The 23,363-nt window shown below is 38.2% G+C and carries 18 protein-coding genes and 2 tRNA genes; 10 read left to right on the top strand and 10 right to left on the bottom strand.

The window, feature by feature from the left end:
* Together HMPREF0659_RS04160 and HMPREF0659_RS04155 are read right to left on the bottom strand one after the other, a co-directional pair.
* On the bottom strand, window positions 1–1,047 hold the full coding sequence (locus HMPREF0659_RS04160) for a PDDEXK nuclease domain-containing protein (RefSeq protein WP_013264042.1): 1,047 nt from the start codon (window positions 1,045–1,047) through the stop codon (window positions 1–3).
* 500 nt (window positions 1,048–1,547) lie between these two features.
* Window positions 1,548–2,261 carry a hypothetical protein gene (locus tag HMPREF0659_RS04155; RefSeq protein ID WP_146160282.1) on the bottom strand — a complete coding sequence of 238 codons (714 nt, stop codon included), beginning with the start codon at window positions 2,259–2,261 and terminating at the stop codon, window positions 1,548–1,550.
* 775 nt (window positions 2,262–3,036) lie between these two features.
* Between HMPREF0659_RS04155 and HMPREF0659_RS04150 the strand changes: the two genes are divergently transcribed.
* From HMPREF0659_RS04150 to HMPREF0659_RS04115, 8 genes are all read left to right on the top strand, one after another.
* On the top strand, window positions 3,037–4,452 hold the full coding sequence (locus HMPREF0659_RS04150) for a threonine/serine exporter family protein (RefSeq protein WP_013263860.1): 1,416 nt from the start codon (window positions 3,037–3,039) through the stop codon (window positions 4,450–4,452).
* Window positions 4,453–4,972: 520 nt separating this feature from the next.
* Window positions 4,973–5,045, top strand: a tRNA-Lys gene (locus HMPREF0659_RS04145).
* A 39-nt stretch (window positions 5,046–5,084) separates the two neighbouring features.
* A tRNA-Lys gene (locus HMPREF0659_RS04140) sits at window positions 5,085–5,157 on the top strand.
* 98 nt (window positions 5,158–5,255) lie between these two features.
* Window positions 5,256–6,677, top strand: a complete 1,422-nt coding sequence (locus HMPREF0659_RS04135) for a S8 family peptidase (RefSeq protein WP_044045865.1) — start codon at window positions 5,256–5,258, stop codon at window positions 6,675–6,677.
* Between the two features lie 28 nt (window positions 6,678–6,705).
* Entirely contained in the window at window positions 6,706–8,010 is a 1,305-nt protein-coding gene (xseA, locus tag HMPREF0659_RS04130) for an exodeoxyribonuclease VII large subunit (RefSeq protein ID WP_013264948.1), read from the top strand.
* Between the two features lie 40 nt (window positions 8,011–8,050).
* Window positions 8,051–8,239 carry an exodeoxyribonuclease VII small subunit gene (gene xseB / locus HMPREF0659_RS04125; RefSeq protein WP_013265025.1) on the top strand — a complete coding sequence of 63 codons (189 nt, stop codon included), beginning with the start codon at window positions 8,051–8,053 and terminating at the stop codon, window positions 8,237–8,239.
* Window positions 8,240–8,366: 127 nt separating this feature from the next.
* Window positions 8,367–9,383: a branched-chain amino acid aminotransferase gene (locus tag HMPREF0659_RS04120; RefSeq protein WP_013264420.1), complete on the top strand. Its 1,017-nt coding sequence runs from the start codon at window positions 8,367–8,369 to the stop codon at window positions 9,381–9,383.
* 465 nt (window positions 9,384–9,848) lie between these two features.
* Window positions 9,849–10,334, top strand: coding sequence for a ferritin (locus tag HMPREF0659_RS04115; protein ID WP_013264819.1), 486 nt, complete (start codon window positions 9,849–9,851; stop codon window positions 10,332–10,334).
* A 121-nt stretch (window positions 10,335–10,455) separates the two neighbouring features.
* On the opposite strand, the gene HMPREF0659_RS04110 is transcribed toward HMPREF0659_RS04115, so the two are convergent.
* From HMPREF0659_RS04110 to HMPREF0659_RS04075, 8 genes are all read right to left on the bottom strand, one after another.
* The gene (locus HMPREF0659_RS04110) at window positions 10,456–10,989 is read right to left on the bottom strand and encodes a hypothetical protein (RefSeq protein WP_013264275.1); all 534 of its coding nucleotides are present in this window, start codon (window positions 10,987–10,989) and stop codon (window positions 10,456–10,458) included.
* On the bottom strand, window positions 10,989–12,764 hold the full coding sequence (locus tag HMPREF0659_RS04105) for an AAA family ATPase (protein WP_013264688.1): 1,776 nt from the start codon (window positions 12,762–12,764) through the stop codon (window positions 10,989–10,991). The genes HMPREF0659_RS04110 and HMPREF0659_RS04105 overlap by 1 nt, the downstream gene beginning before the upstream one ends.
* A 298-nt stretch (window positions 12,765–13,062) precedes the next feature.
* A complete protein-coding gene (locus tag HMPREF0659_RS04100) occupies window positions 13,063–15,588 on the bottom strand; it encodes a transglycosylase domain-containing protein (RefSeq protein ID WP_013264105.1) in 2,526 nt (841 codons plus the stop codon).
* 77 nt (window positions 15,589–15,665) lie between these two features.
* Window positions 15,666–16,577, bottom strand: coding sequence for a tRNA (adenosine(37)-N6)-dimethylallyltransferase MiaA (miaA, locus tag HMPREF0659_RS04095; RefSeq protein WP_013264985.1), 912 nt, complete (start codon window positions 16,575–16,577; stop codon window positions 15,666–15,668).
* A 114-nt stretch (window positions 16,578–16,691) separates the two neighbouring features.
* A complete protein-coding gene (gene lpxA / locus HMPREF0659_RS04090) occupies window positions 16,692–17,462 on the bottom strand; it encodes an acyl-ACP--UDP-N-acetylglucosamine O-acyltransferase (RefSeq protein WP_013264060.1) in 771 nt (256 codons plus the stop codon).
* A gap of 18 nt (window positions 17,463–17,480) precedes the next feature.
* Window positions 17,481–18,869: a bifunctional UDP-3-O-[3-hydroxymyristoyl] N-acetylglucosamine deacetylase/3-hydroxyacyl-ACP dehydratase gene (locus HMPREF0659_RS04085; RefSeq protein ID WP_013264911.1), complete on the bottom strand. Its 1,389-nt coding sequence runs from the start codon at window positions 18,867–18,869 to the stop codon at window positions 17,481–17,483.
* A 5-nt stretch (window positions 18,870–18,874) separates the two neighbouring features.
* Complete coding sequence (gene lpxD / locus HMPREF0659_RS04080; RefSeq protein ID WP_013263969.1) at window positions 18,875–19,915, bottom strand: UDP-3-O-(3-hydroxymyristoyl)glucosamine N-acyltransferase; 1,041 nt, start codon at window positions 19,913–19,915, stop codon at window positions 18,875–18,877.
* A 50-nt stretch (window positions 19,916–19,965) separates the two neighbouring features.
* Window positions 19,966–21,186, bottom strand: coding sequence for an HD domain-containing protein (locus tag HMPREF0659_RS04075; protein WP_044045982.1), 1,221 nt, complete (start codon window positions 21,184–21,186; stop codon window positions 19,966–19,968).
* 260 nt (window positions 21,187–21,446) lie between these two features.
* On the opposite strand from HMPREF0659_RS04075, the gene HMPREF0659_RS04070 reads away from it, so the two are divergent.
* Window positions 21,447–21,656: a hypothetical protein gene (locus tag HMPREF0659_RS04070; RefSeq protein ID WP_013263827.1), complete on the top strand. Its 210-nt coding sequence runs from the start codon at window positions 21,447–21,449 to the stop codon at window positions 21,654–21,656.
* Window positions 21,657–21,778: 122 nt separating this feature from the next.
* Window positions 21,779–23,320 carry a RapZ C-terminal domain-containing protein gene (locus tag HMPREF0659_RS04065; RefSeq protein ID WP_013264584.1) on the top strand — a complete coding sequence of 514 codons (1,542 nt, stop codon included), beginning with the start codon at window positions 21,779–21,781 and terminating at the stop codon, window positions 23,318–23,320.
* Window positions 23,321–23,363 lie beyond the last annotated feature (43 nt).

Below are 23,363 nucleotides of genomic sequence, written 5' to 3'. Positions count from 1 at the left end.
TCATTCAGCGTTGTCTCTAAATTCAGAAATCCATTCTTTGACCTTTGATTGTAGCAGAGTTTTGTCGGGAAGATACAATTGATAAGCAGAAGCATAGATATTTGCATTTGGGGGCAGAGTAAGTTCTACTAATGCATCGTTTTTGTTCTCGCAGAGCAAAATACCGATTGTTGGGTTTTCAAAATCTTGTCTGATATAGCGATCATAATAGTTGACATACATCTGCATCTGTCCCAAATCCTGATGGGATAAGCTTCCTGTCTTAAGGTCTATCAATACATAACATTGTAATAATCGATTGTAAAAGACTAAGTCCACATAAAAATGTCTTTCTTCAAAGGTAAATCGCTTTTGCCGTGCTTCAAAAAGAAACCCTTTCCCTAACTCCAATAAAAATTGTTGCATACGTCCGATTATGGCATTCTCTAATTTTGACTCAGAGTATAGGCTGTCGGGCTTTAAACCTAAAAATTCCAACGTAATTGGATCCTTAATGATGTCGGATGGCTTCTCTACAACTTGCCCCTTTTGAGCAAGCCGCATCACTCCCTCCTTGTCTCGGCTGAGAGCCAGTCTTTCGTAAAGACTGCTTCCTATTTGTCTTGATAGTTGACGTTTGGACCACTGTTGTTGTGAACTTTCTATTTCGTAAAACCTGCGAGCATCGGGGTCTTCAACACGCATTAGAAGCAAGTAGTGCGACCACGACAATGTGAACTTTGGAGTAAAATCGTCAATTTGACAGCCAGTGGTTGTCAAATTGCTATATATTACAAAGAATTGTCGCATTTGGCGCAAATTAGAATAGCTCCATCCGTTACCAAAGTTTTTGGTAAGTTTAGTGGCAAGCGATTGGAGAACTTGTTTTCCATACTGAGCTCTTGTCTCACCACGTTGTTCTTCTTCTACAATATATTGTCCAATACGAAACTTTGTGTATACCTCTGCTAAATTTATTGATGTAACCATACGAGCGCGACTATCTTCTATAAGTCGTGCAACTTTGTGGTAAAGGTCTTCTGTATTTACAGTATTTATAAAACTCATTATCTACAAAGGTACTATATTTATATTGTAACAACGAAGGATTGATAGACTTATTTCACTGAGAAGATGATTTTTTTCATAATCAAGTGTTTTTTTTGTTCTTCCGAAATATGGAGTGATAAACTAAAACGATTATATAATAAGGCACACAGAGCTACGGGGAGGACGGAGGTAAACACAATGTCACAGAGGTGCCGACGGCACAAAGAGCGACGGAGGTGTAGCATACAGGTTCTTGATAACTGTTTGGGGATAAACGTTTTGTATATAAATTGCTAATAGAATTGGCAAACAGACTCCGTCACTCTATGCACCGACGGTGCCTCCGTGACTTCCATTGCTTTGTTTTGATAATCCTCCGTCCTCTCCTTTTCTCGTGTGACATTTCGTCAGAAACCTAACCTTAAGTGACAAACCTTATCACTCCAAAATCCTGAAGACCCGCAATAACTGCTATAAAATGTATCTCTGATAAACTTGTAAAAAAATATAGTATATTCTTATTTGTTTTTTGATGTTCTTGCAATACTATGCTTAAATTGTTTCCAATCCTTCTTGTTAGCCCAAGCCCACCTTTTCTTTTTAATTGGGAACAAAGATGGAGAAGGAAGTGTTTTAGCTGGGATAAATTCAAATATCCTATTCTGAACACAAGTATCGTTTTCATTTTTATTTCCAGAAATATAAGTCTCATCTAAAAGTAGCAGATGACTACTATCAATGATTTTATACCTCAGTAATACCAGTTCTGTGCGTAGTAAATAATATATATATGTCGTTACACAGATTGTATCTTCTTTTAGCTTATAATACCCACTCCTCATAAGATATATGTTATTCAAAGGAGTACACTCCTTATACAATTCCACATTAGCTCTCTTATAATGCTCATTGGCATAAAAATCCTTTTCTACAGCATTGAAAAGAATATTTCCGTATGTTCCGTCCTCATAAAGGATAAAAGGATTATACCCTGCAAGCGTTGACATGCCACCCTTGCTAATGATAGAAGAACCTCCTACGGTAACAGAATCGGTGCTATCATTAACTAAAGAATAGTAGCCTTTTATGTTCACTTTTGTAGCTATCCCTGTATTGGTATTTGCTCGAAAACCATTGTATACAAGAGCTTTCTCGTACCGATTAGGGAAGAAACTAAAGCAACTCGTTAAAGTTACAGATACTATAATGGCAGTAAATATATATTTTCTCATAACGATTTGAGCAAAAATATATAACATTCTTGAGAAATCCAAAGAAATCGGAATTTATTTTTGAAGATTATTTGTTTTATTGTACATCTTGCATTTTATAATTATTTGAGAAGCTTTATTTTCATAGTTACAACACTCTATTAAAATCGATTTATCCTACAGAAAGGTTTTGGTTACCAGAATGTTGTCGGTATTAACGCCTCGATGAAAAACTGCTTTGAAGTGATTCCCTAACGAAGATGTAAGAAACTCAATGTTTATAGTTCGGATTCTTCTCGTCCACTTCGTTTTCTACGAGAAAATTGTTATCGTTGCGGCATTGATAGAAGATTCTTTGGGCATTGAAGAATAAGGAGAGGGAAAGAAACCCGTTTGTTTTTATTCATCGACTCTTTGATATATACCTTCTCAAACTTCTATTAAACCGTATTTTACTGTTTGTGAAATGATTTGGTGCAGAGGGACAGCACATATTGTGCGGAGGGTTAGCACATCTTGTGCGGGCGGTGAACACCAATGGTGCGGACGGTTACGATGTACAGATTTACTAAGCATAAGAAAACTTGTTTATTACGAATAGGTCTAAAAGAGTGTAGGGGTTTGCGTCATAAAAATCTATAGTAGTATTACTCGAAAAGGCTGATGAGCTTTTTACTATTGAGAACAAAGTTCTATAATTATTAAGCTAAAGATTTGATTTTTAGCAGCGTAATTTTCCTATACGGATAATAAATTGTACCTTTGCAAAAGTTTTAAAGTTTAAAGATTGTTTTGTATGGACGAAAAACAGATGGATTGTTCCAAGAAAACCCTTCGTAGAAAACTCGATTTGCTCCTTCGTACAGGGCAAATTCTTATGGAAAGTTCTGCTGATACGAGTCGTGTGAAGCGAAATATGGAGCGTACAGCAGCTTATTTGGGACTTCCCAAAGAGAATCTGCACATGAACATTGATTATTATATGTTGCAGGTGAATGTTAGTGACGAATATCATAGTTTTTCTAAGATGCAGCGTTGTGATAAGCATGTAATTAATATGCTTGCTATTCAGGAAGTTTCAAAACTCTCATGGCGTGCTATTCAAAAGGACTATTCGTTAGACAAGTATGAAGAGGAACTTGAGAAGATTGCTAATGGTAAACACTATTACAAGGATTGGATAATTGCTATTGGTGCAGGACTTGCTTGTGGTGGATTCTGTATTCAGTTCGGTTGTGATTGGACAGCTTTCTTCTATGCTTCTATTGCCGCTATATTGGGTAATCGTCTTCGTATGTTCTTGAATCATTCTGGTTCTAATCTTTATGCTAACTTTGCTGTTGCGGCTTTTGTTAGTACAATTCTTGCATGGTTGTCGTCTTTTCTCTCTACACCTACCGTTCAAGCAGCGCTACCAGAGTTCCTTCGTCCAATTCTGTTTACAGAAACTCCTTGGCATCCACTCTTAGCTTGTGCCCTTTATATTGTTCCAGGAGTCCCTTTAATAAACGCTGTTAATGACTTGTTAGACAATCATATAAACACGGGATTAGTCCGTGCAATGAACACGCTTCTTATTGTCATAGCAATGTCATTTGGTATTATGTTGGCAATTAAGTGTGGTAGTTTTGATGGTTTTGCAAAAGACCTCCCTACTATTCCTCATCACTCTTTCTATGTCTATGCTGTTGCTGCTGCAATTTCTGCTATGGGCTTTGCAACGATTTATAATATTCCATATCGTTTAATGCCTTGGATTGCGGTTGGAGGTATAATCTGTGTTTGTACGCGTAACTTCGTTTTCCTTGACCCTTCAACAGGAAATGCTGGTCTTGGACTTGGAATAGTTGTTGGTTCACTTTGTGGCTCGGCATTGATATCTATCATTAATATTAAGGCTGTCCATATCCTCCATACACCACATCAGTGTATCACTATTCCTGCTGTTATCCCTATTGTTCCAGGTGTATTAATGTATCGTGCACTTTATGGTTTTATGGGGATGCAGGGTGTTGTTGGAGAAGTAACGCATGCTATGTCTTTTGCAATCAATGGTTCGTTAGTCTTAGTTTGTATTGCTCTTGGTGTTGCTATTCCTAACATTTTTGCGAAAAAATGGATTGCGCCACATCGCAAGGCAAAGCTACAACGTATGATTGATGAGCGTCGCCAGCGTGGTAAGTTCGTTGATTTGCATCAGTATAATATATAATAGAGAAATCATTATAAAACGATATTATGAGGATGAAACTGTTGTAGGTTTCATCCTCATTTTGTTTAACCCAAATGCGGTCATTAGACCACAATGTTTCAGGAATTCTTGTTTTTGTGTTGTTTCCTAACATCTTTTATTTTCTTATCGGCATCTTGTCCGTCTTTTTAACTTGACGTAGCCCGCTACGCCTGCGTTCCAAAGCCAAACAATCTGCTCGATAATAAAACAAAATATGTTTAGGCTCTAATGATCGAATTGGGTTAAATTATATAAGTTGATTAGGCATCAAAGGCGTCTGAATTTACTTATCTGGAGCGAAAGATAATTATAAATACATAAAAATAATTGTTTCCTTTTAGAACCATGTCATTTTGTAATACTCATATTATCACGTAGTTATACTAAACTTTCAGCCTGATGGCATAATATTATCGACTGATTTATGACTAAAAAAAGATAGAAAAGTTTGGTTAATTCGCAAAAAAGTAATACCTTTGCACTCGCAAAAACGAAATGAGCACCCTTAGCTCAGTTGGTAGAGCAACTGACTCTTAATCAGTGGGTCTAGGGTTCGAATCCCTAAGGGTGTACAAGAATTGATTTCTAACCCAAGTCTTTTCGTTTAGCATGCACCCTTAGCTCAGTTGGTAGAGCAACTGACTCTTAATCAGTGGGTCTAGGGTTCGAATCCCTAAGGGTGTACAAGAAGGATTTCCTAATAAAGGAAATCCTTTTTTATTTATCTAATTTCTTTTTATATCTGCGGTATAATTCAATTATTTTGTGTAAGTTTGCAGATTATGAAACAAACTTATCTCAGAAATTATATTATATTCCTATTTATACTGGTCAGCGCTACTTTATTAGCTTCTAATAAGAGTGGTGGCTTGATAAGTTACCCAGGAGGAAAGTGTTATATGTTCCGTGTTACTTTAAAAGATAAGAATGGAACACCTTATTCCTTGGATAAACCAGAGAAATTTCTATCAAAAGCTTCTCTTCTTCGACGTGAACGTCAGGGATTAAAGCTTGATTCGACAGACCTACCGGTATCACCAGATTATATTCAACAGATAAAGAAGAGAGGTGGTAAGGTTGTTGCTGTGAGTAAATGGAATAACTCTGTTCTTGTGCGTGGCAATAATCGCCAAACGTTAGAAGACTTAAAAGTATTGTCTTTTGTGAAAGATAGTAAGCTGGTATTTGTCTCTCCAGACTCTATCCGTCCACTTTCTCAACGTGTTCGTTATAATTCTGAACTTCAATCTCTTGATTCTACGGTTCACGACTATTATGGTATGGGTAAGGGGCAAATTGAGAGTTTGAATGGTAGAAAGCTGCACAACCTTGGTTTTATGGGACAAGGTATGACTATCGCAGTGTTGGATGCAGGCTTTATGAATGTGGATAAGATTGCTGCCTTTAGGAATCTCAATATAAAAGGTACACATAACTTTGTTGCAGGGTACGATAATGATGTCTATAAAGAGATGGATCATGGTACTAAGACTTTGTCAACAATAGCGATGAACCAGCCTACGGTGTTTGTGGGTACTGCTCCTAAAGCTGATTTCTGGTTGCTTCGTACGGAAGACTATTCGACAGAAAGTCCTGCAGAAGAAGATTTTTGGATAGCTGCAGTTGAGTTTTCTGATTCTGTAGGTGTTGATATCATTAGTTCATCTTTGGGCTATCACGGCTTTGATGACATATCTATGAACTATCGTTACGCAGATTTAAATGGACGAACTGCAGCAATTTCTCAAGCAGCATCACGTTTGGCAAGTAAGGGAATGATACTTGTAAATAGTGCAGGTAACGATGGTATGGGAACTTGGAAGAAGATTAATGTTCCTGCTGATGCTCATGATATTCTTACCGTGGGAGCAGTTTCTCTTGATAAAGTTAATGCTCCTTTTTCATCGATAGGTCCTACAGCTGATGGGCGTATTAAGCCAGATGTAATGGCTTATGGATGTCCAACAAATGTCGTATCGGGTAGGGGATATATCATACCAGACAATGGAACATCGTTCGCTTGTCCACTCATAGCTGGTATGGTAGCCTGTTTGTGGCAGGCATGCCCTAATAAATCAGCAAAAGAGATAATAGATATTATTCGTCAATCGGGAAATAATTGTCAATCTCCTGACAATATAATGGGATATGGTATACCTGACTTTTGGTCAGCCTATCAGTCAGCAACTCGTTATAATCAGTAATGGTTAGTGAAACATATATTTCTAAAAGATGACCAAAGCACTTTCGTTATTTGAATTAAACAGTCTTGTCGCAGATGTGATAGACGCAACCCTGTCACGTTCTTATTGGGTGGAAGCAGAATTGTCTGAGGCCCGTGAGAATCGTGGACACTGTTATATGGAGCTGATTGAGAAGAACGAAGGGAGCAATGTACCTATAGCACGTGCTTCAGCAAAGTGTTGGAGCAACATTTGGACACTTATTAAGCCAGCTTTTATTCGTATTACAGGTCAGGAAATACGAGCTGGAATGAAAGTAATGTTACAAGTTCATGCTCAATTTCATCCTCAGTATGGCTTCTCTTGGATAGTTGATGATATCAATCCTGAGTATACGATGGGTGATATGATGCGTAAGCGGCAAGAGATTATCCGTCAATTAAAGGCAGAAGGAGTCTTTGATTTGCAAAAAGAACTTTGTCTTCCGATGTTTGCTCAGCGTATAGCTGTTATCTCTTCTGAGACCGCTGCTGGTTATGGTGACTTCTGTAATCAGTTAGAAACTAATGATTATGGACTCTATTTCCACGTAGAATTGTTTCCTGCTATTATGCAGGGCGACTCTGTTGAACAGAGTATAATAAACGCATTGAATCAAATCAATAGTCGTGAAGAAGATTTCGATTGTGTTGTTATCATTCGTGGTGGTGGCGCAACAGCCGACCTTAGCGGTTTTGATACCTTGAATCTTGCTGAGAATGTGGCAAACTTTCCATTACCAATTATAACAGGTATTGGGCACGAACGTGATGAAAGCATCTTGGATATGGTATCGTTTCAACGTATGAAAACGCCAACTGCCGCTGCTGCTTATCTCATAGACCATATTGCTTCAACGTTGATGAGAGTAGAAAACGCGCAAGCTGCGATAATCGATGGTGTGAAGAAGGCCTTAGAGGTTGAGAAAATGCGTATTCAACATATTGGTTCACATATTCCAGTATTGTTCTCTGTGGTTCGTACAAAGCAGGATGCTTGGCTTGAAGGCTTATCCCAACGGCTGGTGATGAGAATGAATGAAGCTATAAAACAGGCAGAATTTTATTTAAGCACGTTACAAAATTGTATGTTACTGACACTGCAAAATAAGTTGTCTGTTGAGCAGCATCGACTCGATATACTTGAGCAGCGAGCAAGGTTACTTGATCCTTCTTTACTCTTAAAGCGTGGGTACAGTATTACATTGTGTAATGGTAGGACAATTCGTAACGCTAAAGACTTAAAGATAGGTGATACGATAACAACACGTTTTGAGACTGGCGAGGTAGAGAGTAAGGTGGAACGTTTATCCTAAAAGAGCATATTATTCCATATATTATAAATGTAAAAAGGCAATGAAAGAAATAAAATACGAAGAAGCAGTTCATAAATTGGAAGCTATTGTAGATAAAATGGAACGTGGAGAACTTGATATAGACTCTATGGCCGCCCAATTAAAAGAAGCTCAAGAGTTAGTAAAGCTCTGTAAACAAAAGCTTAAGCGTACCGACAACGAGATTCAAAAGCTTTTAGAAAAGCAATAATTCTCTTTTTTCTTATTTAGAAAACGAAATGTAAGTTTAATTAACTTGTTATTTGGTTGCATGGTAAGAATATTTTGTTTACTTTTGTAGATAATTGTCATGAATAATAACTTAACACGAAAATAATATGAAGGATATAGAATGGTCAAGTTTATCATTTGGCTATATGCCAACTGATTATAATGTTCGCTGTTACTATCGCAATGGAAAGTGGGGTGAGGTAGAAGTCAGTTCAGATGAGTATCTTAAACTTCACATGGCAGCAACTTGTCTTCACTATGGTCAAGAGGCTTTTGAGGGATTGAAGGCATATCGTTGTCCAGATGGTAAAGTGCGTGTTTTTCGTGTAGAAGAAAATGCAAAACGTTTGCAGAATACAAGTCGTGGTATTGTAATGCCAGAAGTACCAACAGAGTTGTTTGCAGAAATGGTTAAAAAAGTTGTTCGTCTTAATCAAGAATATATCCCACCTTACGAGAGTGGTGCTTCACTCTATATTCGTCCGTTGTTAATTGGTACATCTGCTCAGGTGGGTGTTCGTCCAGCAGAGGAATATTGCTTCTTAATCTTTGTTACTCCTGTTGGTCCTTACTTTAAGGGTGGCTTCTGTGCTAATCCTTATGTTATTGTTCGTGATGTTGACCGTGCTGCTCCATTGGGAACTGGTATGTATAAGGTTGGTGGTAACTATGCTGCATCACTTAGAGCAAATCGTCGTGCACATGAGCAAGGTTATGCCTCAGAGTTCTATTTGGATGCAAAGGAGAAGAAGTATGTTGACGAGTGTGGTGCAGCCAACTTCTTTGGTATCAAGGATGATACTTATGTTACTCCTAAGTCAAGTTCTATCTTGCCATCTATAACGAACAAGAGTCTGATGCAGATTGCTGAAGACCTTGGAATGAAGGTAGAGCGTCGTCCTATTTCAGAAGATGAATTGGATAGCTTTGAAGAAGCTGGTGCTTGTGGTACAGCAGCAGTTATCTCTCCGATATCACATCTTGATGATATGGAGACGGGTAAAGTTTATAATTTTGGTGACAAACCAGGACCATGGTCTACCAAGCTTTATGAAACTCTCCGTAGTATTCAGTATGGCACGATAGAAGACAAGCATGGTTGGACAACTGTAGTAATTGAATAATCTTTTGTAGAACGAGAATGCACTTATAAAGATAAGTATAGAAAACAAAGATTTGTATCAAAGTTCAGGTTTACTTTTAGTAACCGCTTTGATGCAAATCTTTTTTGATATATAAAAGTAAGATGAAATACGTTTGTATTCCCGTTTGGGTGTAGACCTCATCCCAATAATATAAAAATACACTTTTTCATAGCAATATATAGCAACTTAATTAGTGCTCAGCACCATTGGTGTTTATCATCAGTACGACATGTGCGGGGCAATAACATATCACCTAAAAAAGAGTATAAATATAGCTGGGATGATAAAATAGATGTGTGATATGAGTTTAATAAGCATGTGAAAAAATCATATTTTTGGGCTGATAATTTGGAAAAATAACAATAATGTTGTAATTTTGCAGTCGGAATTATTATTAGTGACTAACGAAGTAAGTAATTAATTACTAATTAAAAAGAACAAGAAATGAATATATCAAAGAAGATGCAGGATGCGTTCAATGCGCAGATTGCGGCAGAAATGTGGTCATCAAATCTCTATTTACAGATGTCATGCTGGTTCCGTAAGGAAGGCTGGAAGGGCTTCTCAAGTTGGATGTACAAGCAGGCTGAAGAGGAGAGACAGCACGCAATGGATATGGCTCAGTTTGTTCTTCATCGTGGTGGTGAGGTTATCCTTACCAGTATCGATGCCGTTAAGACAAGTTGGACAGACGCTAAGGAGGCCTTTGTTGATACATTTGCGCATGAGCAGAAGGTTACAGAACTTATCAACAAGTTGGCAGATGTTGCTGATGAGGAGAAGGACCGCGCATCACAGAACTTCATTGCAAAGTATATTGATGAGCAAGTAGAGGAAGAGAAGAATGTTAAGGATATTCTCGATTCATTCGCTCACTTGGAAAGCCATGCTATTGCACATATTGATAGCAAGCTTGAGCAGGCTCGTTAAGACTTAAAAAGGATATAAAAAAAGTGTCGAAGCTACTTGCTTTGACACTTTTTTTATGCGTTTTATTAAACCTAAACTGGTTCATTTAGAACCTAAGCATAATTAGGGTGTATTGTGATGTTTATTTGTTCGGCTTCGTTTGATTCGTATTTTTTATCATGTCTTTATTCAGATGAGTGACAAATATCTGCTGTCCACCTTTACTAAATACGACTTTATACACACCTCCAGCTTTATCTTTTCTTTCGTAAGTATAAGCAAATTTGTTAATATCCCAACACGTATCATGCTGTGCTGCAAGATCTATTCTCTGATAAAACTCTTTATTTGGAATCGTATCAAGAAGTAGTGTTGCTGAATAGTTGCCACTTTCTACCGATTCTTCATCAGCCGCTAAACTAACAGAGTCGGGTATAAAAGGTATTGCTTTTGTTGTCTTATATTTAGGAAAGCGAATAGAGGTAATACTCTGTAAATCAATATTTAGTTTACCATTCTCAACATGTGGTGTAAACTCCTTTGCAGCAACAGTATCTCCATTGTTACTGCCTTCTATTGTTTTGCTTTGATTACAAGATACAATAGCAATAATGATGAAAACAATACCAAAAACGATTGTTGCTATAATTTTTGAAAGACTCTTTTTCTGTTCCATTATTTATTATCTTTTTCGGTTGAAGGTTTTAATTTCTTCAATCTTTTCTGTGCTGTTGGATTATCAGGATAGAGTGCAATAGCCTTCTCATAATTGGCAATAGCTGCCTCATTCATTTCTTCACGCTCGCACTCTTTACCCATCATAACATATTCTACTGACAGCTCTTTGAGATACTCATTCTTCTTATCTTGTTGTCGCTTAAGTTCCTCATTTTCATTACGTAGCTGGTTAATGAGGTCCAGTTTTCGTCTGATAAATCGCTTAGCTGCTGGTCGTTCAATATCATAACGGCTATGAATAGCAAGAAAAAAGCTACGCAGGAAAGCATCAAAGTCTCCCTTGTCGAAAGCACATACAGCATCGTAGTATTCTTTATCAGCCTTGCTCTGTTTGAGTACTGTCGATATAATATTATTATCGTTGTAGTGTCTGGCAAAATGTGTTACCTCACTTCTTACAAAGACCTCATTTCTACGTAGTGGTTCCTTGAGTGTAATACCTTCAAGACTTGTACAGCGTGATAGAGCAACATATGCCTGACCACCGGCAAAGACACCGCCTGTGAAATCAATATTTACATTCTTGAATGTCAGTCCTTGACTCTTATGTACAGTGATAGCCCAAGCCAACTTGATGGGGAATTGTATATAAGTACCTATTTGTTCCTCTTCAATTCGTTGTTCTTCCTCATTGAATCGGTACCTTATATTCTCCCACATCTCACGTTGCACCTGTAAGTCATCTCCCTCTTCTGTATGAACATAGAGGATTCCTGCTTCCTCATCAATACCGATAATAATACCTAAGGTTCCGTTAACCCATTGCTTCTCAATGTCATTTTTGATAAACATGATATGTGCTCCCACCTTGAGGTTTAACTCAATAGGAGTAGGGAGGCTACTCTCAGGAAACTCTCCTTTGATTTCACCTAAGAACATAACAGGATCTCCATCAAGGCTATCAAGTCCTTCATTGTTTATCCAGTCTACTGTATCTCGTTTAGTCGATAGGGTAATGGTGAAATCTCCTTCTGGCTTGTTTGTATTTTCCAAACTTGCACCAACACGTTCATTGATATGGTTGAAATCAGTGTCAGTGACCTGATTCGTACGGATATGGTCAAGAATGGAAATAAAGTGAGGGTCGTTTTGACGGTAGACTTTATTGAGTTCAATACTCACAAGTGGATAATCTTGGAACACCTTTGCATCAAAGAAGTAGCTACTTGGGTAATAGGGTTGTAAGAGTCGACGATCCTCTTCCTTTAGAACAGGTTCTAACTGATAAATGTCGCCTACCAAGAGAAGTTGTTTTCCGCCGAATGGCTCGCGCATATTACGATTGTATATGCGCAGTACTTTGTCGATGAAGTCAATGATGTCAGCTCTAACCATACTAATCTCATCAATAATGATTAGTTCGACTTCCCGCAAAAGTTTACACTTGTCACCATTGTATTTCATTGTGCTGCGTAGATTACGAGCAGAATAACGTTTGTCAGTTGGGACAAGAGGATAGAATGGAAGTTTGAAGAAGCTATGCAGAGTACTACCACCTGCATTGATAGCAGCTATGCCTGTGGGTGCAAGAATAATATGTTTTTTCTTTGTTGTCGCAGCAATGTAACGTAGAAATGTAGACTTTCCTGTTCCTGCTTTTCCAGTGAGGAATAGGGAATTGTTTGTAAACTGAATAATCTGAAGTGCTTTTTGCAACTCTGTATTATCCAAGTCAATCGTATTTACGTCTATGTTTACCTTCTTTTGTGACATTGATTGGGGGGCTTTAGTTACCCTTTGCAGTTGATAGTTATGTTTGCTACTAAGCTATATTTATGCCTTGTGCCTTTTCTGTATAATTACAACGACCTATTGTTAAGTTTACTGACAAGAGGCTATAGATAAAACAAAAACCTTCATATATACTCACAGAGGTAAAAGTCTCTGTGAATATATAGAAGTTTGTTGTTTGAGGAAGAGAATTGATAGTTATTAATCAATTACCAAAGTATTCTGATTTCTTTATCAACCAAAAGTAATTATAAGTTCCATTTTAAGAATTATGAATTACTTAGATTTCCATATCTTCACTGCGTGGCTTCTTCGCCTTCTTTATAATTTGAGGCGATTCATTATTAGAACTATTGCCCTGCCGTTCTGGAGTAGGTTGTGGAGCTGGTTCTAATATAAAGCCACCCTCGTCTGTGTTTTCGTGTCCGTCGATAGGTTCTTCCTCTTCCTCCTGATGACGTCTATGTCCTGTTGTAAAGTCACGCAAAGAATCAGGAGCAGCACGCCGAACTACTGTAGGTTGACAGTTGTACATTGAAGGGTCGATGTCCTCGTCTGGATCTAACTGCCACTTAGCATGATACTTTTGGAAAGCCTTGTCGCGCATTAAGCTGTAAATAAACTCTCCACAGATAGGTAGTGCAGTCTTTGAACCCTGTCCTAAGGCTCCTGTACGGAAGTGGATGGAGCGATATTCACCACCAACCCATGCACCAACGACAAGTTTAGGGCTGACTGCCATAAACCAAGCATCAGAGTGGTTATTACTTGTACCAGTCTTTCCTCCCCAGTCTGTATCACCAAAAGTATAATGACGTAATGCTTGACTTGTACCACCACCTTCGTTCACACCAGCCTTCAACATTTCCTGCATGAGGAATGCAGTCTTGTAAGGTAATGCTCTCTCGTGGTCTTTTGGTGCTACATATACCTCGTTTCCATCTTTATCTAAGATGCGTGTAACGACAACTGGAACATGATATTCACCATCATTTGCTACAGTACTATAGGCATTTACCAATTCTAATAAGTTTACGTCGCTTGAACCGAGTGCCAATGAAGGCTCATCATCCAACGGACTCTTAATACCCATCTCCTGAGCTGTACGGATAATATTCTTGATACCCATCTCCTGTCCTAAGCGTACAGCAATGGAATTTATACTGCGAGCAAAAGCACTCTTCAGTGTAATAGAATCATTAGAGAATCTACCATTGGCATTGTGTGGTGTCCAAGTCTTCATCTGACCAGTCTTCTTATCAAGAACCTGCATACTGATATATTCATCACGACGTTTATCACAAGGGGTCAGTCCTTGATTGAATGCCTCTGAGTAGACGAATAGTTTGAAGGTTGAACCTGGTTGACGCTGTGCAACAACCTTATCATATTTCCATGTTTTGAAATCAATGTCACCCACCCAAGCTCTTACCGCACCTGTCTCTGGTTCCATAGCAACCATAGCACAGTGCATGAATTTAACCATATAACGGATAGAGTCCATTGATGACATTTCTTTCTCAATATGCCCCTTTTCATAGTCGAAGAGAGTCACCTTATGTGGTTTATTGAGATAATAGAGAACGCTATCAGGCTGGTTAGGGTATTTCTGTAATAGCTTCTTATAGAAAGGCTGACGTTCAGCAATGCCCTCAATAAAGCCAGGAATCTCATTTCCCTTTGCATCGCGCCAAGGCTGCATACCTCTCCAGTGGTTATCAAAAGTTTGTTGAACCTTTTCCATCTGCTTTGTTGCAGCTTGCTCAGCATACTTCTGCATACGAGTGTCAATGGTGGTATAGATCTTTAAACCACTGCTATAGAGGTCGTAACCATTGTCTTTCATCCAATCTTTGAAGTATTCTGATATATATTCACGGAAGTACTGAGCTTGACCATCATAGTTTTCTTCTACGTGTATATCCAACTTCATAGGTCGCTTAGAGTATAGTGCGTACTCATCATGTGGTAATACATTATGTGTAACCATATTATACAGCACAGTGTTACGACGACGAATAGAATTCTTTGGGTGCAAGATTGGATTATAATAAGTAGTAGCTTTCAACATACCTACCAACGTTGCAGCTTGATCAATAGATAACTTTGAAGGACTTGTATTAAAATAAGTCTTAGCAGCTGTCTTTACACCAAAGGAATTGTTGCCAAAGTCAACGGTGTTGGCATACATTGTCAGAATTTCTTTCTTTGAATAGATTAACTCTAACTTCACAGCAATAATCCATTCCTTACTTTTCATAATGAGCATTCGCAAGCCTGGTACATGACCTAATAGACCTGAAGAATATTGCGTACGAACACGGAACATATTCTTCGCCAACTGCTGTGTGATGGTTGATGCACCACGACCTCCACTACCTGTTACGGCATCCTTGATGGCACCACCGATACCCATAAAGTCTATACCATTATGGCTATAGAAGCGCTCGTCCTCTGTGCTGATGAGTGCATTCCAGAATGCAGGGGTTACCTCCTCATACTTTACTGGTGTACGATTCTCTTTATAGAATCTACCAATGAGGACAGAGTCTGCACTATAAATCTCTGATGCAGCATAGGTTGGAGGAGTTTTTATATCAATAAAACCTGGTGACTTTCCAAAGAGCCAAAGGAAGTTAATGTCTACCATTCCTAAATAGAGGAAGATAGCTACAAAGAAAGATACTGTTCCGACAGCCATCTTCGTGTACCAAGCACGACCTTTATACAGTTTTGCGTACCATGGGAAGAAATTGAAAATTCCTCGGAATATACTTCTAATGAATTTAAATATTTTCTTTATCATTGATTGACAACCTTCAAGTTTTAAAGCTACTTGCCTATGTTTATAATATTGCTATAATACGTTTAATACAAAAGTACTTATTTACTTGTATTTGATATCATTGTATGGACATAATTTAAGATTTCTTCAATGTTATCGGGATTAAACCATTGAAAAGCGGTATCTTTTTTATACCATGTGAGCTGTTTGCGAGCGTATCTTCGAGTATTACTCTGTATTTTAAATATGGCTTCATCAAGTGTTGTTAAGCCATCAAGGTATTCAAATATCTCCTTGTATCCAACCGTGTTGAGTGAATTCAGAGTTCGCTTAGGATAAACTTGTAGTGCTTCTTCTATCATTCCCTCTTCAATCATGTCTAATACTCGCTGATTGATTCTATTATAGAGTTCGTCTCTATCACGGTTTAATCCAACCTTGATGATATTAAAAGGACGATCTTTAATAGTATTGGAACGGAAAGATGTATATGTTTTTCCAGTTTGGATACATATCTCAAGGGCATGGATAACACGACGTGGATTATTCCTGTCAACTATCTTCCAGTGCTCAGGGTCCAGTTCTCGTAACAGATTACACATCTGTTCTAATCCTTCTGCTTCTAAGCGTTTCATCATTTTCTCTCGTATTTCAGGAAGAATTGTCGGGATATCATCAATACCATTGCATACAGCGTCAATATACATCATTGAACCACCTGAGAGTAACGAGATAGGTGTGTGCTGACTGTTAATAATATTAAGTACATCTTGTTCGTATAGGCTTGCTGAATAGTAATCTTCCAAATGATGATTACCAACAAAATAGTGTTGTACACGCTGCTGCTGTTCTGCCGTTGGTGCTGCTGTTCCTATAGGAATCTCAGAGAATATTTGTCGGGAGTCAGCATTGATAACAGGTACATTAAAATGCTCTGCAATACGGAGAGTGGTCTCTGTCTTGCCAACGCCTGTTGGGCCAGTGATGACTATTAATGTTTTGTTTTTCAAGCTGATAAATGATTATAAATAATGTTTTCCAACTCGTTTAAGTTGTGGAAATACTCAAACTACTCGTTCGCTTTTAAAGATTTCCCTCCCTTTTGAAAGGGGAGGGGATAGTCTTTATTTAATGATACCACGTTCAGATGATTCAACGAAGTCTATAATCTTCTGAATCTCTGGCGTAATCTGTAGTTCGTTCTTAATCTTCTGAATGTTCTCGGCGCGTGTACCTGTTCCATAAAGGATGCGGTAAGCATTGTGGATAAGTTCAATGAGTTCATTTGAAAAGCCACGACGGCGAAGACCAATGAGGTTAATTCCCATATAGCGGGCAGGCTCTTTTCCTACAATGATATATGGTGGAATATCCATAGAGAAACGGCTTCCACCCTGTATCATAACGTATCCACCAATATGGCAGAACTGATGACAGAGAATATTGGCAGATATGATAGCATTATCATCAACTGTCACTTCGCCTGCAAATTTGGTTGCATTACCAATAATGTCACCAGAACCAATAACACAATCATGTGCAATATGTACACATTCCATCAGTAGGTTATTACTACCAACCTTTGTTGTACCCTTTGAAGCTGTACCACGCGAAATTGTAACATTCTCACGAATAGAGTTGTTGTCCCCAATCTCACAAAGTGATTCCTCATTTCTAAACTTTAAATCTTGAGGCTTTGTAGAGATACTGGCACCTGGGAATATTTCGTTGTTATTGCCTAAACGTGCACCAACATGGATGGTTACGCTGTTTTGGAACACATTATTATCACCGATAACAGTATTCTTATCGATATAACAGAATGGACCAATTATATTGTTATCACCAAGTTTTGCCTCTGGATGAACAAAGGCCAATGGGCTTATCTGGTTCATAATTGTCTTGTGTAATTATTACTTATTCTTTACAATTTGGGCAGTGAATGTAGCCTCAGCAACAACACGCTCGCCAACAAACATATAACCCTTCATTGAACTGATTCCATGACGAACAGGACCAAGAAGTTCAACACGGAACATAAGCGTGTCACCAGGAACAACCTTCTGACGGAACTTAACGTCATCAATCTTCAAGAAGTAAGTTGACCAACGCTCAGGCTCTTCAACCTGAGAAAGTACTAAGAGTCCACCACATTGAGCCATAGCCTCTACCTGTAATACTCCTGGCATAACAGGCTCTTGTGGAAAATGTCCTTGAAAGAATGGTTCGTTGCTGGTTACATTCTTAATACCAATAATACTTGTTGAACCCATTGCAATGACCTTATCTACCAGCTGCATTGGATAGCGGTGTGGTAAAAGTTCGCGGATGCGAATGTTATCCATCAATGGCTCATCATTTGGATCATACATTGGTGCTTGTATCTCATGCTTACGTATTTCTTTACGCATCAAGCGAGCAAACTTATTGTTTACAGTATGACCAGGACGAGTCGCAATAATACGGCCCTTGATAGGTTTACCAATCAATGCCATATCACCGATGATATCAAGGAGCTTATGGCGTGTACACTCGTTATCCCATTGTAAAGGCTTATGCTGAATATAACCAATGTTATTTGCATCCATACGAGGAACCTTCAAGAGGTCTGCCAATTGGTCAAGTTTCTCTTGTGAAACCTGTTGCTCATAGATAACAATTGCATTATCCAAGTCACCACCCTTAATCAGATTAGCCTGCAAGAGTGGCATAATGTCACGTACAAAAACGAATGTACGTGCTGGAGCAATCTCGGTTGCATAAGTATTAATATCATCCAATGTAGCAAATTGACTGCTAATAAACTTAGAGTCAAAGTTACACATCGCAGTGATAGAGAACTGCTCGTCAGGGAGAATAGTAATTACAGAGCCATTCTCATCCTTAATCTCAATCTTCTTGCGAATGATATAGTAATCCTTTGGAGCATTCTGGTCAACGATACCAACCTCATTGATTTTATCAACATACATCGTTGCAGAGCCATCGAGAATAGGGAATTCTGGACCATTAATCTGTATAAGGCAGTTATCAATACCCATTGCATAAAGGGCAGACATACCATGTTCAATCGTACTAACACGTGCCTCACCCTTAGCCAATACTGTTCCACGCTGTGTGTCAACAACATTCTCAGCAACAGCATCAATAATAGGCTGTCCGTCAAGATCGATTCTTTGTATCTTATAGCCAGTATTTTCTGGGGCAGGATTGAATGTTACAGTAAGACTCAATCCTGTATGAAGTCCCTTTCCGAAGAGGGAAAAACTTCCCTTTAAAGTTTTCTGCTTAACTGTTTCCATGTATGTTATTTATTCTTTTTCAATTCTTCAATTTCTTTCTGCAGTGCATTCAACTGCTTGTACATCTCTGGCAAACGCTGGAAGATAGCCTGTGACTTAAAGTATGGACGCTGCTCCATTGGAGGAGTTCCAATGAGTTGCTGATTACTCTTTAGGCTACCAGGAACGCCTGACTGTGCACCGAGGAATACTTTGTCACCGATAGTGATATGACCAGCTATACCCACCTGACCGCCAAACATACACCATTGTCCAACCTTAGTTGAACCTGCAATACCTACCTGAGCAGACATCACTGTATTCTCACCAATATCATTGTTGTGTGCTATTTGAACAAGGTTGTCAAGTTTTACTCCCTTACGAACGTATGTACTGCCCATGGTTGAGCGATCAATACAAGTGTTGGCACCAATTTCTACGTTATCTTCTATTGTTACAATACCAATCTGAGGTATTTTATCGTAACTATTAGTTTCTGGATTAGGTGCAAAGCCGAAACCATCCGCACCAATTACACAACCAGAATGAAGGATTACATTGCTGCCAATCTTACAACCATGATAAATACTTGCATTTGGATAGACAATACAATTACTTCCCAGCTGCACGCCATCCATGATAGTTGCATGAGGATAAATCTGACAGCCGTCACCTAAAGTCACACCATCACCAATATATGCAAATGCACCGATATAGACATCCTTGCCAATTGTTGCTTTTGATGAAACAAAAGCAAGAGAATCAATGCCTTGCTTCTTAGGTTTCATACTTTCATAGAGTTGCAACAACTTAGCAACGCAGTCTCGTGCATTCTTTACACGGATAAGAGTAGGCTTTACCTCCTTGTCCAGTTGAATGTCTTCATCTATAAGTACAATGCTTGACTCTGTTTCAAAGAGATAGTGTATATATTTAGGGTTTGCAAGAAAAGAGATTGCTCCCTTCTTACCTTCTTCAATCTTGGCGAAGGTATTAATGGTTACGTTTTCGTCACCTTCAATACGACCTTGTATAAATTGCGATATTTGTTTCGCAGAGAATTCCATTTATATTGCCTTTTATTGATTATAATTTGTGCAAAGATAGGGATTTTTTATTAGAAACGTTGATAAGATAGGTAATATTTACATATTTTTTTCGAGAGTAATTCAATGTTCAAAATCTCCGATGCTTCGGTTATATCTTTTAATGTTCCGTCTTTGTACAGAATGCTAATATGGTCATCATAAGGATTGTACATATCTTTCTGTACCCGATTTACTCCAATGAGGTAATCACAATCAGTGAGACTTATCTCATATCGTTCAGAAATCTGCTGTTTAAACTGATTGATTTCCTCTGTCGTTGGCTCCTCTTCTCGTACTTCTACTTTGAATATTTTTCGATTAATCATGTTTGAAGATAGAAGTGAGAGTATCTTATCTTCATGTTGTTGCCATACTTTAATAGCACTCCATATGTCATTGTCATCCAAAGCTATATAATTATCTAATGCCTTGTTGTCTGTATGGAAAGTTTCAGCTGTAATATCATTGTAAAGGAAGTAACGAAGAGCTGGTGAAGCAAAAAGTTCAACTCCTTCTTTTGCTAATTGTTTTGCTCTATGTAAAGCATTGATAAGAACATTCTCACATCCAACGGTTGTCTTATGCAGATATACTTGCCAATACATAAGGCGACGTGAGGTAAGATAATTCTCAATAGAATAAATACCATTTGATTCGACTACCAAAGCATCATCGACAACGTTAAGCATCTTGATAATACGTGCAGAGCCAATATTGCCTTCTGTCACTCCCGTAAAGAAACTATCACGACGGAGATAGTCAAGCCTATCCATGTCAAGTTGGCTGGAAATTAGCTGATGAAGGTAGGATTTAGGGTATTCATCCTTAAAGATACTAATCGCAAGGTTGAGTGCTCCATGCATGTCTTGGTTGATACGATCCATCATCATCAGCGATATTTCTTCATGAGTAATACCACTAATCAGTGTGTTTTCCAGCACATGAGAAAAAGGAGCATGTCCAATGTCATGCATTAGGATGGCAGCTTGTACCGCTTCAGCCTCACTGTCAAAGACAAACACACCCTTTTGTTGTAGCGATATTAGTGCCTCACTCATAAGATGAAAGGCACCTAAAGAGTGTTGAAAGCGTGTATGCTGTGCACCTGGATAAACCTCTTGTGTTAAGCCTAATTGCTTGATACGTGTCAATCGCTGCATAAGTGGGTGACGTACTATGTCAAGTAACAGTCCACGTGGCACCTTTATAAATCCGAAAACAGGGTCATTAATTATCTTTGCGTCTGTCATCTTATCTATGTTATCTTGCTCTTTTATCATTAAAATACAAAGATAGTATATTTCCTTTAGACGACAGCCCTTTAATATAAATAATTCTAAGTGTAGATGTAAGAAAGCCACTTTAACAGACTTGTTTCGCTAAAATAGAATATATTTGACTATAAGACAGCTATATGCTGATAGCCAGAAAATAATAAGATAAGAATAATTAAAATAAAAACTTCTCTGTTTTCATTCCTTATCTGTAATCTTTTCGTTAACTTTGTAGCATGAAACAATTGATTAACTGGAAAGAATTTGCTGTGCTCTTCATCGTTATTGGGGGCATATATTATATTACAAGGTCATGGCTTATTACTGGTGGTGTCCTTGCACTTCTACTGTTGGTAGATGGCTTACTACGTCAGTATGACCACAAGAAGCGTGGTGAGAAACAAGCTGAAGATATAAAGAAAAAGCTTGAGGAGCAAGACGACTAACCTTTACATATACTTTTTGCAGCTTTCTTCATGTGAAGTTGTGATTTCTTATGTTTCATTATGTAGTGCGAGAACTATGGTTTAATAGTAGTTTACAAAGCTTCTACATAAGTTAAAGAATTATGGAGCAACTATTAGAACTATATAAGAATTGGAAGGGTAGTAACCCTTCAAACGTAGAAAAGTTAGCAGGGGCAGGTAGTAACCGTGAGTATTACCGAATGTTTGATGAAGATGGTGATACTGTCATTGGTGTTATAGGAACGAGTCGTGATGAAAATCATGCCTTTATCTATCTTGCTAAACATTTCGAAAAACGACGTTTACCAGTACCACATATCTTAGCTGTGTCTGCTGATGAGTTATGTTACCTACAATCAGACCTTGGTAACACGTCACTCTTTGATGCTATACGTGGTGGACGTGAGGCTGGTGGACGATATAATCTTGCTGAGCAAAAGTTGTTACGCAATGCCATAAGAGAATTGCCAAATATTCAGTTGCGCGGCGCAAGAGAACTTGATTTTTCTAATTGTTACCCACAACCAGAATTCAATCAAGAGAGTGTACTCTTTGATTTGAACTATTTTAAGTATTGCTTTCTCAAAGCAACCGAACTCGACTTCCATGAATTGAAGCTCGAAGCAAACTTCCGTATGTTTGCAAAAGACCTGACATCAGAGCAGATGGATTCCTTCCTTTATCGTGATTTCCAAGCACGAAATATTATGTTAGATAAGGAAGGGAAACCATATTTTATTGATTTCCAAGGTGGAAGAAAAGGTCCTTTTTATTATGACCTTGCTTCGTTCTTATGGCAAGCAAGTGCAAAGTATTCTTTCAAATTGCGTCGTGAATTGGTATTTGAATACTATCAGAGCCTTAAGAATTATACTGAGGTACCTTCTAAGCGTCATTTTGTTAATCGCTTATCATTGTTTGTTCTCTTCCGAACATTGCAAGTTTTAGGTGCTTATGGATTCCGTGGATACTTTGAACGTAAGAAGCATTTTATCGATTCTATTCCTCCTGCTATACAAAATCTGCGTGATCTCTTGGCATTAGGTGATGATGTTTTCCCATATCCATACATGATGGATATGTTGAAACGTCTCACATTATTACCACAGTTTGCGCATATTGAGAAGCCTGCAGCTAATAGAACAGATGGACTAAAAATAACAGAGAAAGATGTTTATAAGGCTAATCCTTTAGATGGTCCTGCTACATTCTCTAAATATGATGGTAAGGGACCATTGGTAGTGCGTGTCTTTAGTTTCTCATTTAAGAAGGGTATTCCTGAAGATACATCTGGTACTGGAGGCGGCTATGTCTTTGATTGTAGAAGTACGCATAACCCAGGTCGATACGAACCTTATAAGAAGATTACGGGTTTAGATGAGCCTGTCATCCGTTTCCTTGAAGATGATGGTGAGATACTTGAGTTCTTGAAACCTGTTTATAAGCTCGCTGACCATCATGTAGAACGTTATATGCAACGTGGCTTTACTGATTTAATGTTCTCGTTTGGTTGTACCGGTGGACAGCATCGCTCTGTTTATAGTGCACAGCATCTTGCTGAACATCTTAATGAGAAGTATGGAATTGAGGTACATATAAAGCACAGAGAACAGGGTATTGAGCAAATATTAAAGGCGAAGTAACTATCTTGACTTCAAAAGAGTTGGTATCTTGGGATAATAGATA

The organism is Prevotella melaninogenica ATCC 25845, from assembly GCF_000144405.1.
In the GTDB taxonomy this organism is placed as follows: domain Bacteria; phylum Bacteroidota; class Bacteroidia; order Bacteroidales; family Bacteroidaceae; genus Prevotella; species Prevotella melaninogenica.
Note: the sequence above shows the minus strand (reverse complement) of the source record. Positions and strands in the feature narration are given on the sequence as shown.

Excerpts from the sequence above, each read along its gene's own strand:
- HMPREF0659_RS04100 (WP_013264105.1), bottom strand. The coding sequence starts at position 15,588 with ATGATAAAGAAAATATTTAAATTCATTAGAAGTATATTCCGAGGAATT.
- HMPREF0659_RS04155 (WP_146160282.1), bottom strand. The coding sequence starts at position 2,261 with ATGAGAAAATATATATTTACTGCCATTATAGTATCTGTAACTTTAACG.
- lpxA (WP_013264060.1), bottom strand. The coding sequence starts at position 17,462 with ATGAACCAGATAAGCCCATTGGCCTTTGTTCATCCAGAGGCAAAACTT.
- HMPREF0659_RS04065 (WP_013264584.1), top strand. The coding sequence starts at position 21,779 with ATGGAGCAACTATTAGAACTATATAAGAATTGGAAGGGTAGTAACCCT.
- HMPREF0659_RS04150 (WP_013263860.1), top strand. The coding sequence starts at position 3,037 with ATGGACGAAAAACAGATGGATTGTTCCAAGAAAACCCTTCGTAGAAAA.
- HMPREF0659_RS04070 (WP_013263827.1), top strand. The coding sequence starts at position 21,447 with ATGAAACAATTGATTAACTGGAAAGAATTTGCTGTGCTCTTCATCGTT.
- HMPREF0659_RS04105 (WP_013264688.1), bottom strand. The coding sequence starts at position 12,764 with ATGTCACAAAAGAAGGTAAACATAGACGTAAATACGATTGACTTGGAT.
- lpxD (WP_013263969.1), bottom strand. The coding sequence starts at position 19,915 with ATGGAATTCTCTGCGAAACAAATATCGCAATTTATACAAGGTCGTATT.
- HMPREF0659_RS04075 (WP_044045982.1), bottom strand. The coding sequence starts at position 21,186 with ATGACAGACGCAAAGATAATTAATGACCCTGTTTTCGGATTTATAAAG.
- xseA (WP_013264948.1), top strand. The coding sequence starts at position 6,706 with ATGACCAAAGCACTTTCGTTATTTGAATTAAACAGTCTTGTCGCAGAT.
- xseB (WP_013265025.1), top strand. The coding sequence starts at position 8,051 with ATGAAAGAAATAAAATACGAAGAAGCAGTTCATAAATTGGAAGCTATT.
- HMPREF0659_RS04110 (WP_013264275.1), bottom strand. The coding sequence starts at position 10,989 with ATGGAACAGAAAAAGAGTCTTTCAAAAATTATAGCAACAATCGTTTTT.
- HMPREF0659_RS04115 (WP_013264819.1), top strand. The coding sequence starts at position 9,849 with ATGAATATATCAAAGAAGATGCAGGATGCGTTCAATGCGCAGATTGCG.
- HMPREF0659_RS04160 (WP_013264042.1), bottom strand. The coding sequence starts at position 1,047 with ATGAGTTTTATAAATACTGTAAATACAGAAGACCTTTACCACAAAGTT.
- HMPREF0659_RS04120 (WP_013264420.1), top strand. The coding sequence starts at position 8,367 with ATGAAGGATATAGAATGGTCAAGTTTATCATTTGGCTATATGCCAACT.
- HMPREF0659_RS04135 (WP_044045865.1), top strand. The coding sequence starts at position 5,256 with ATGAAACAAACTTATCTCAGAAATTATATTATATTCCTATTTATACTG.
- HMPREF0659_RS04085 (WP_013264911.1), bottom strand. The coding sequence starts at position 18,869 with ATGGAAACAGTTAAGCAGAAAACTTTAAAGGGAAGTTTTTCCCTCTTC.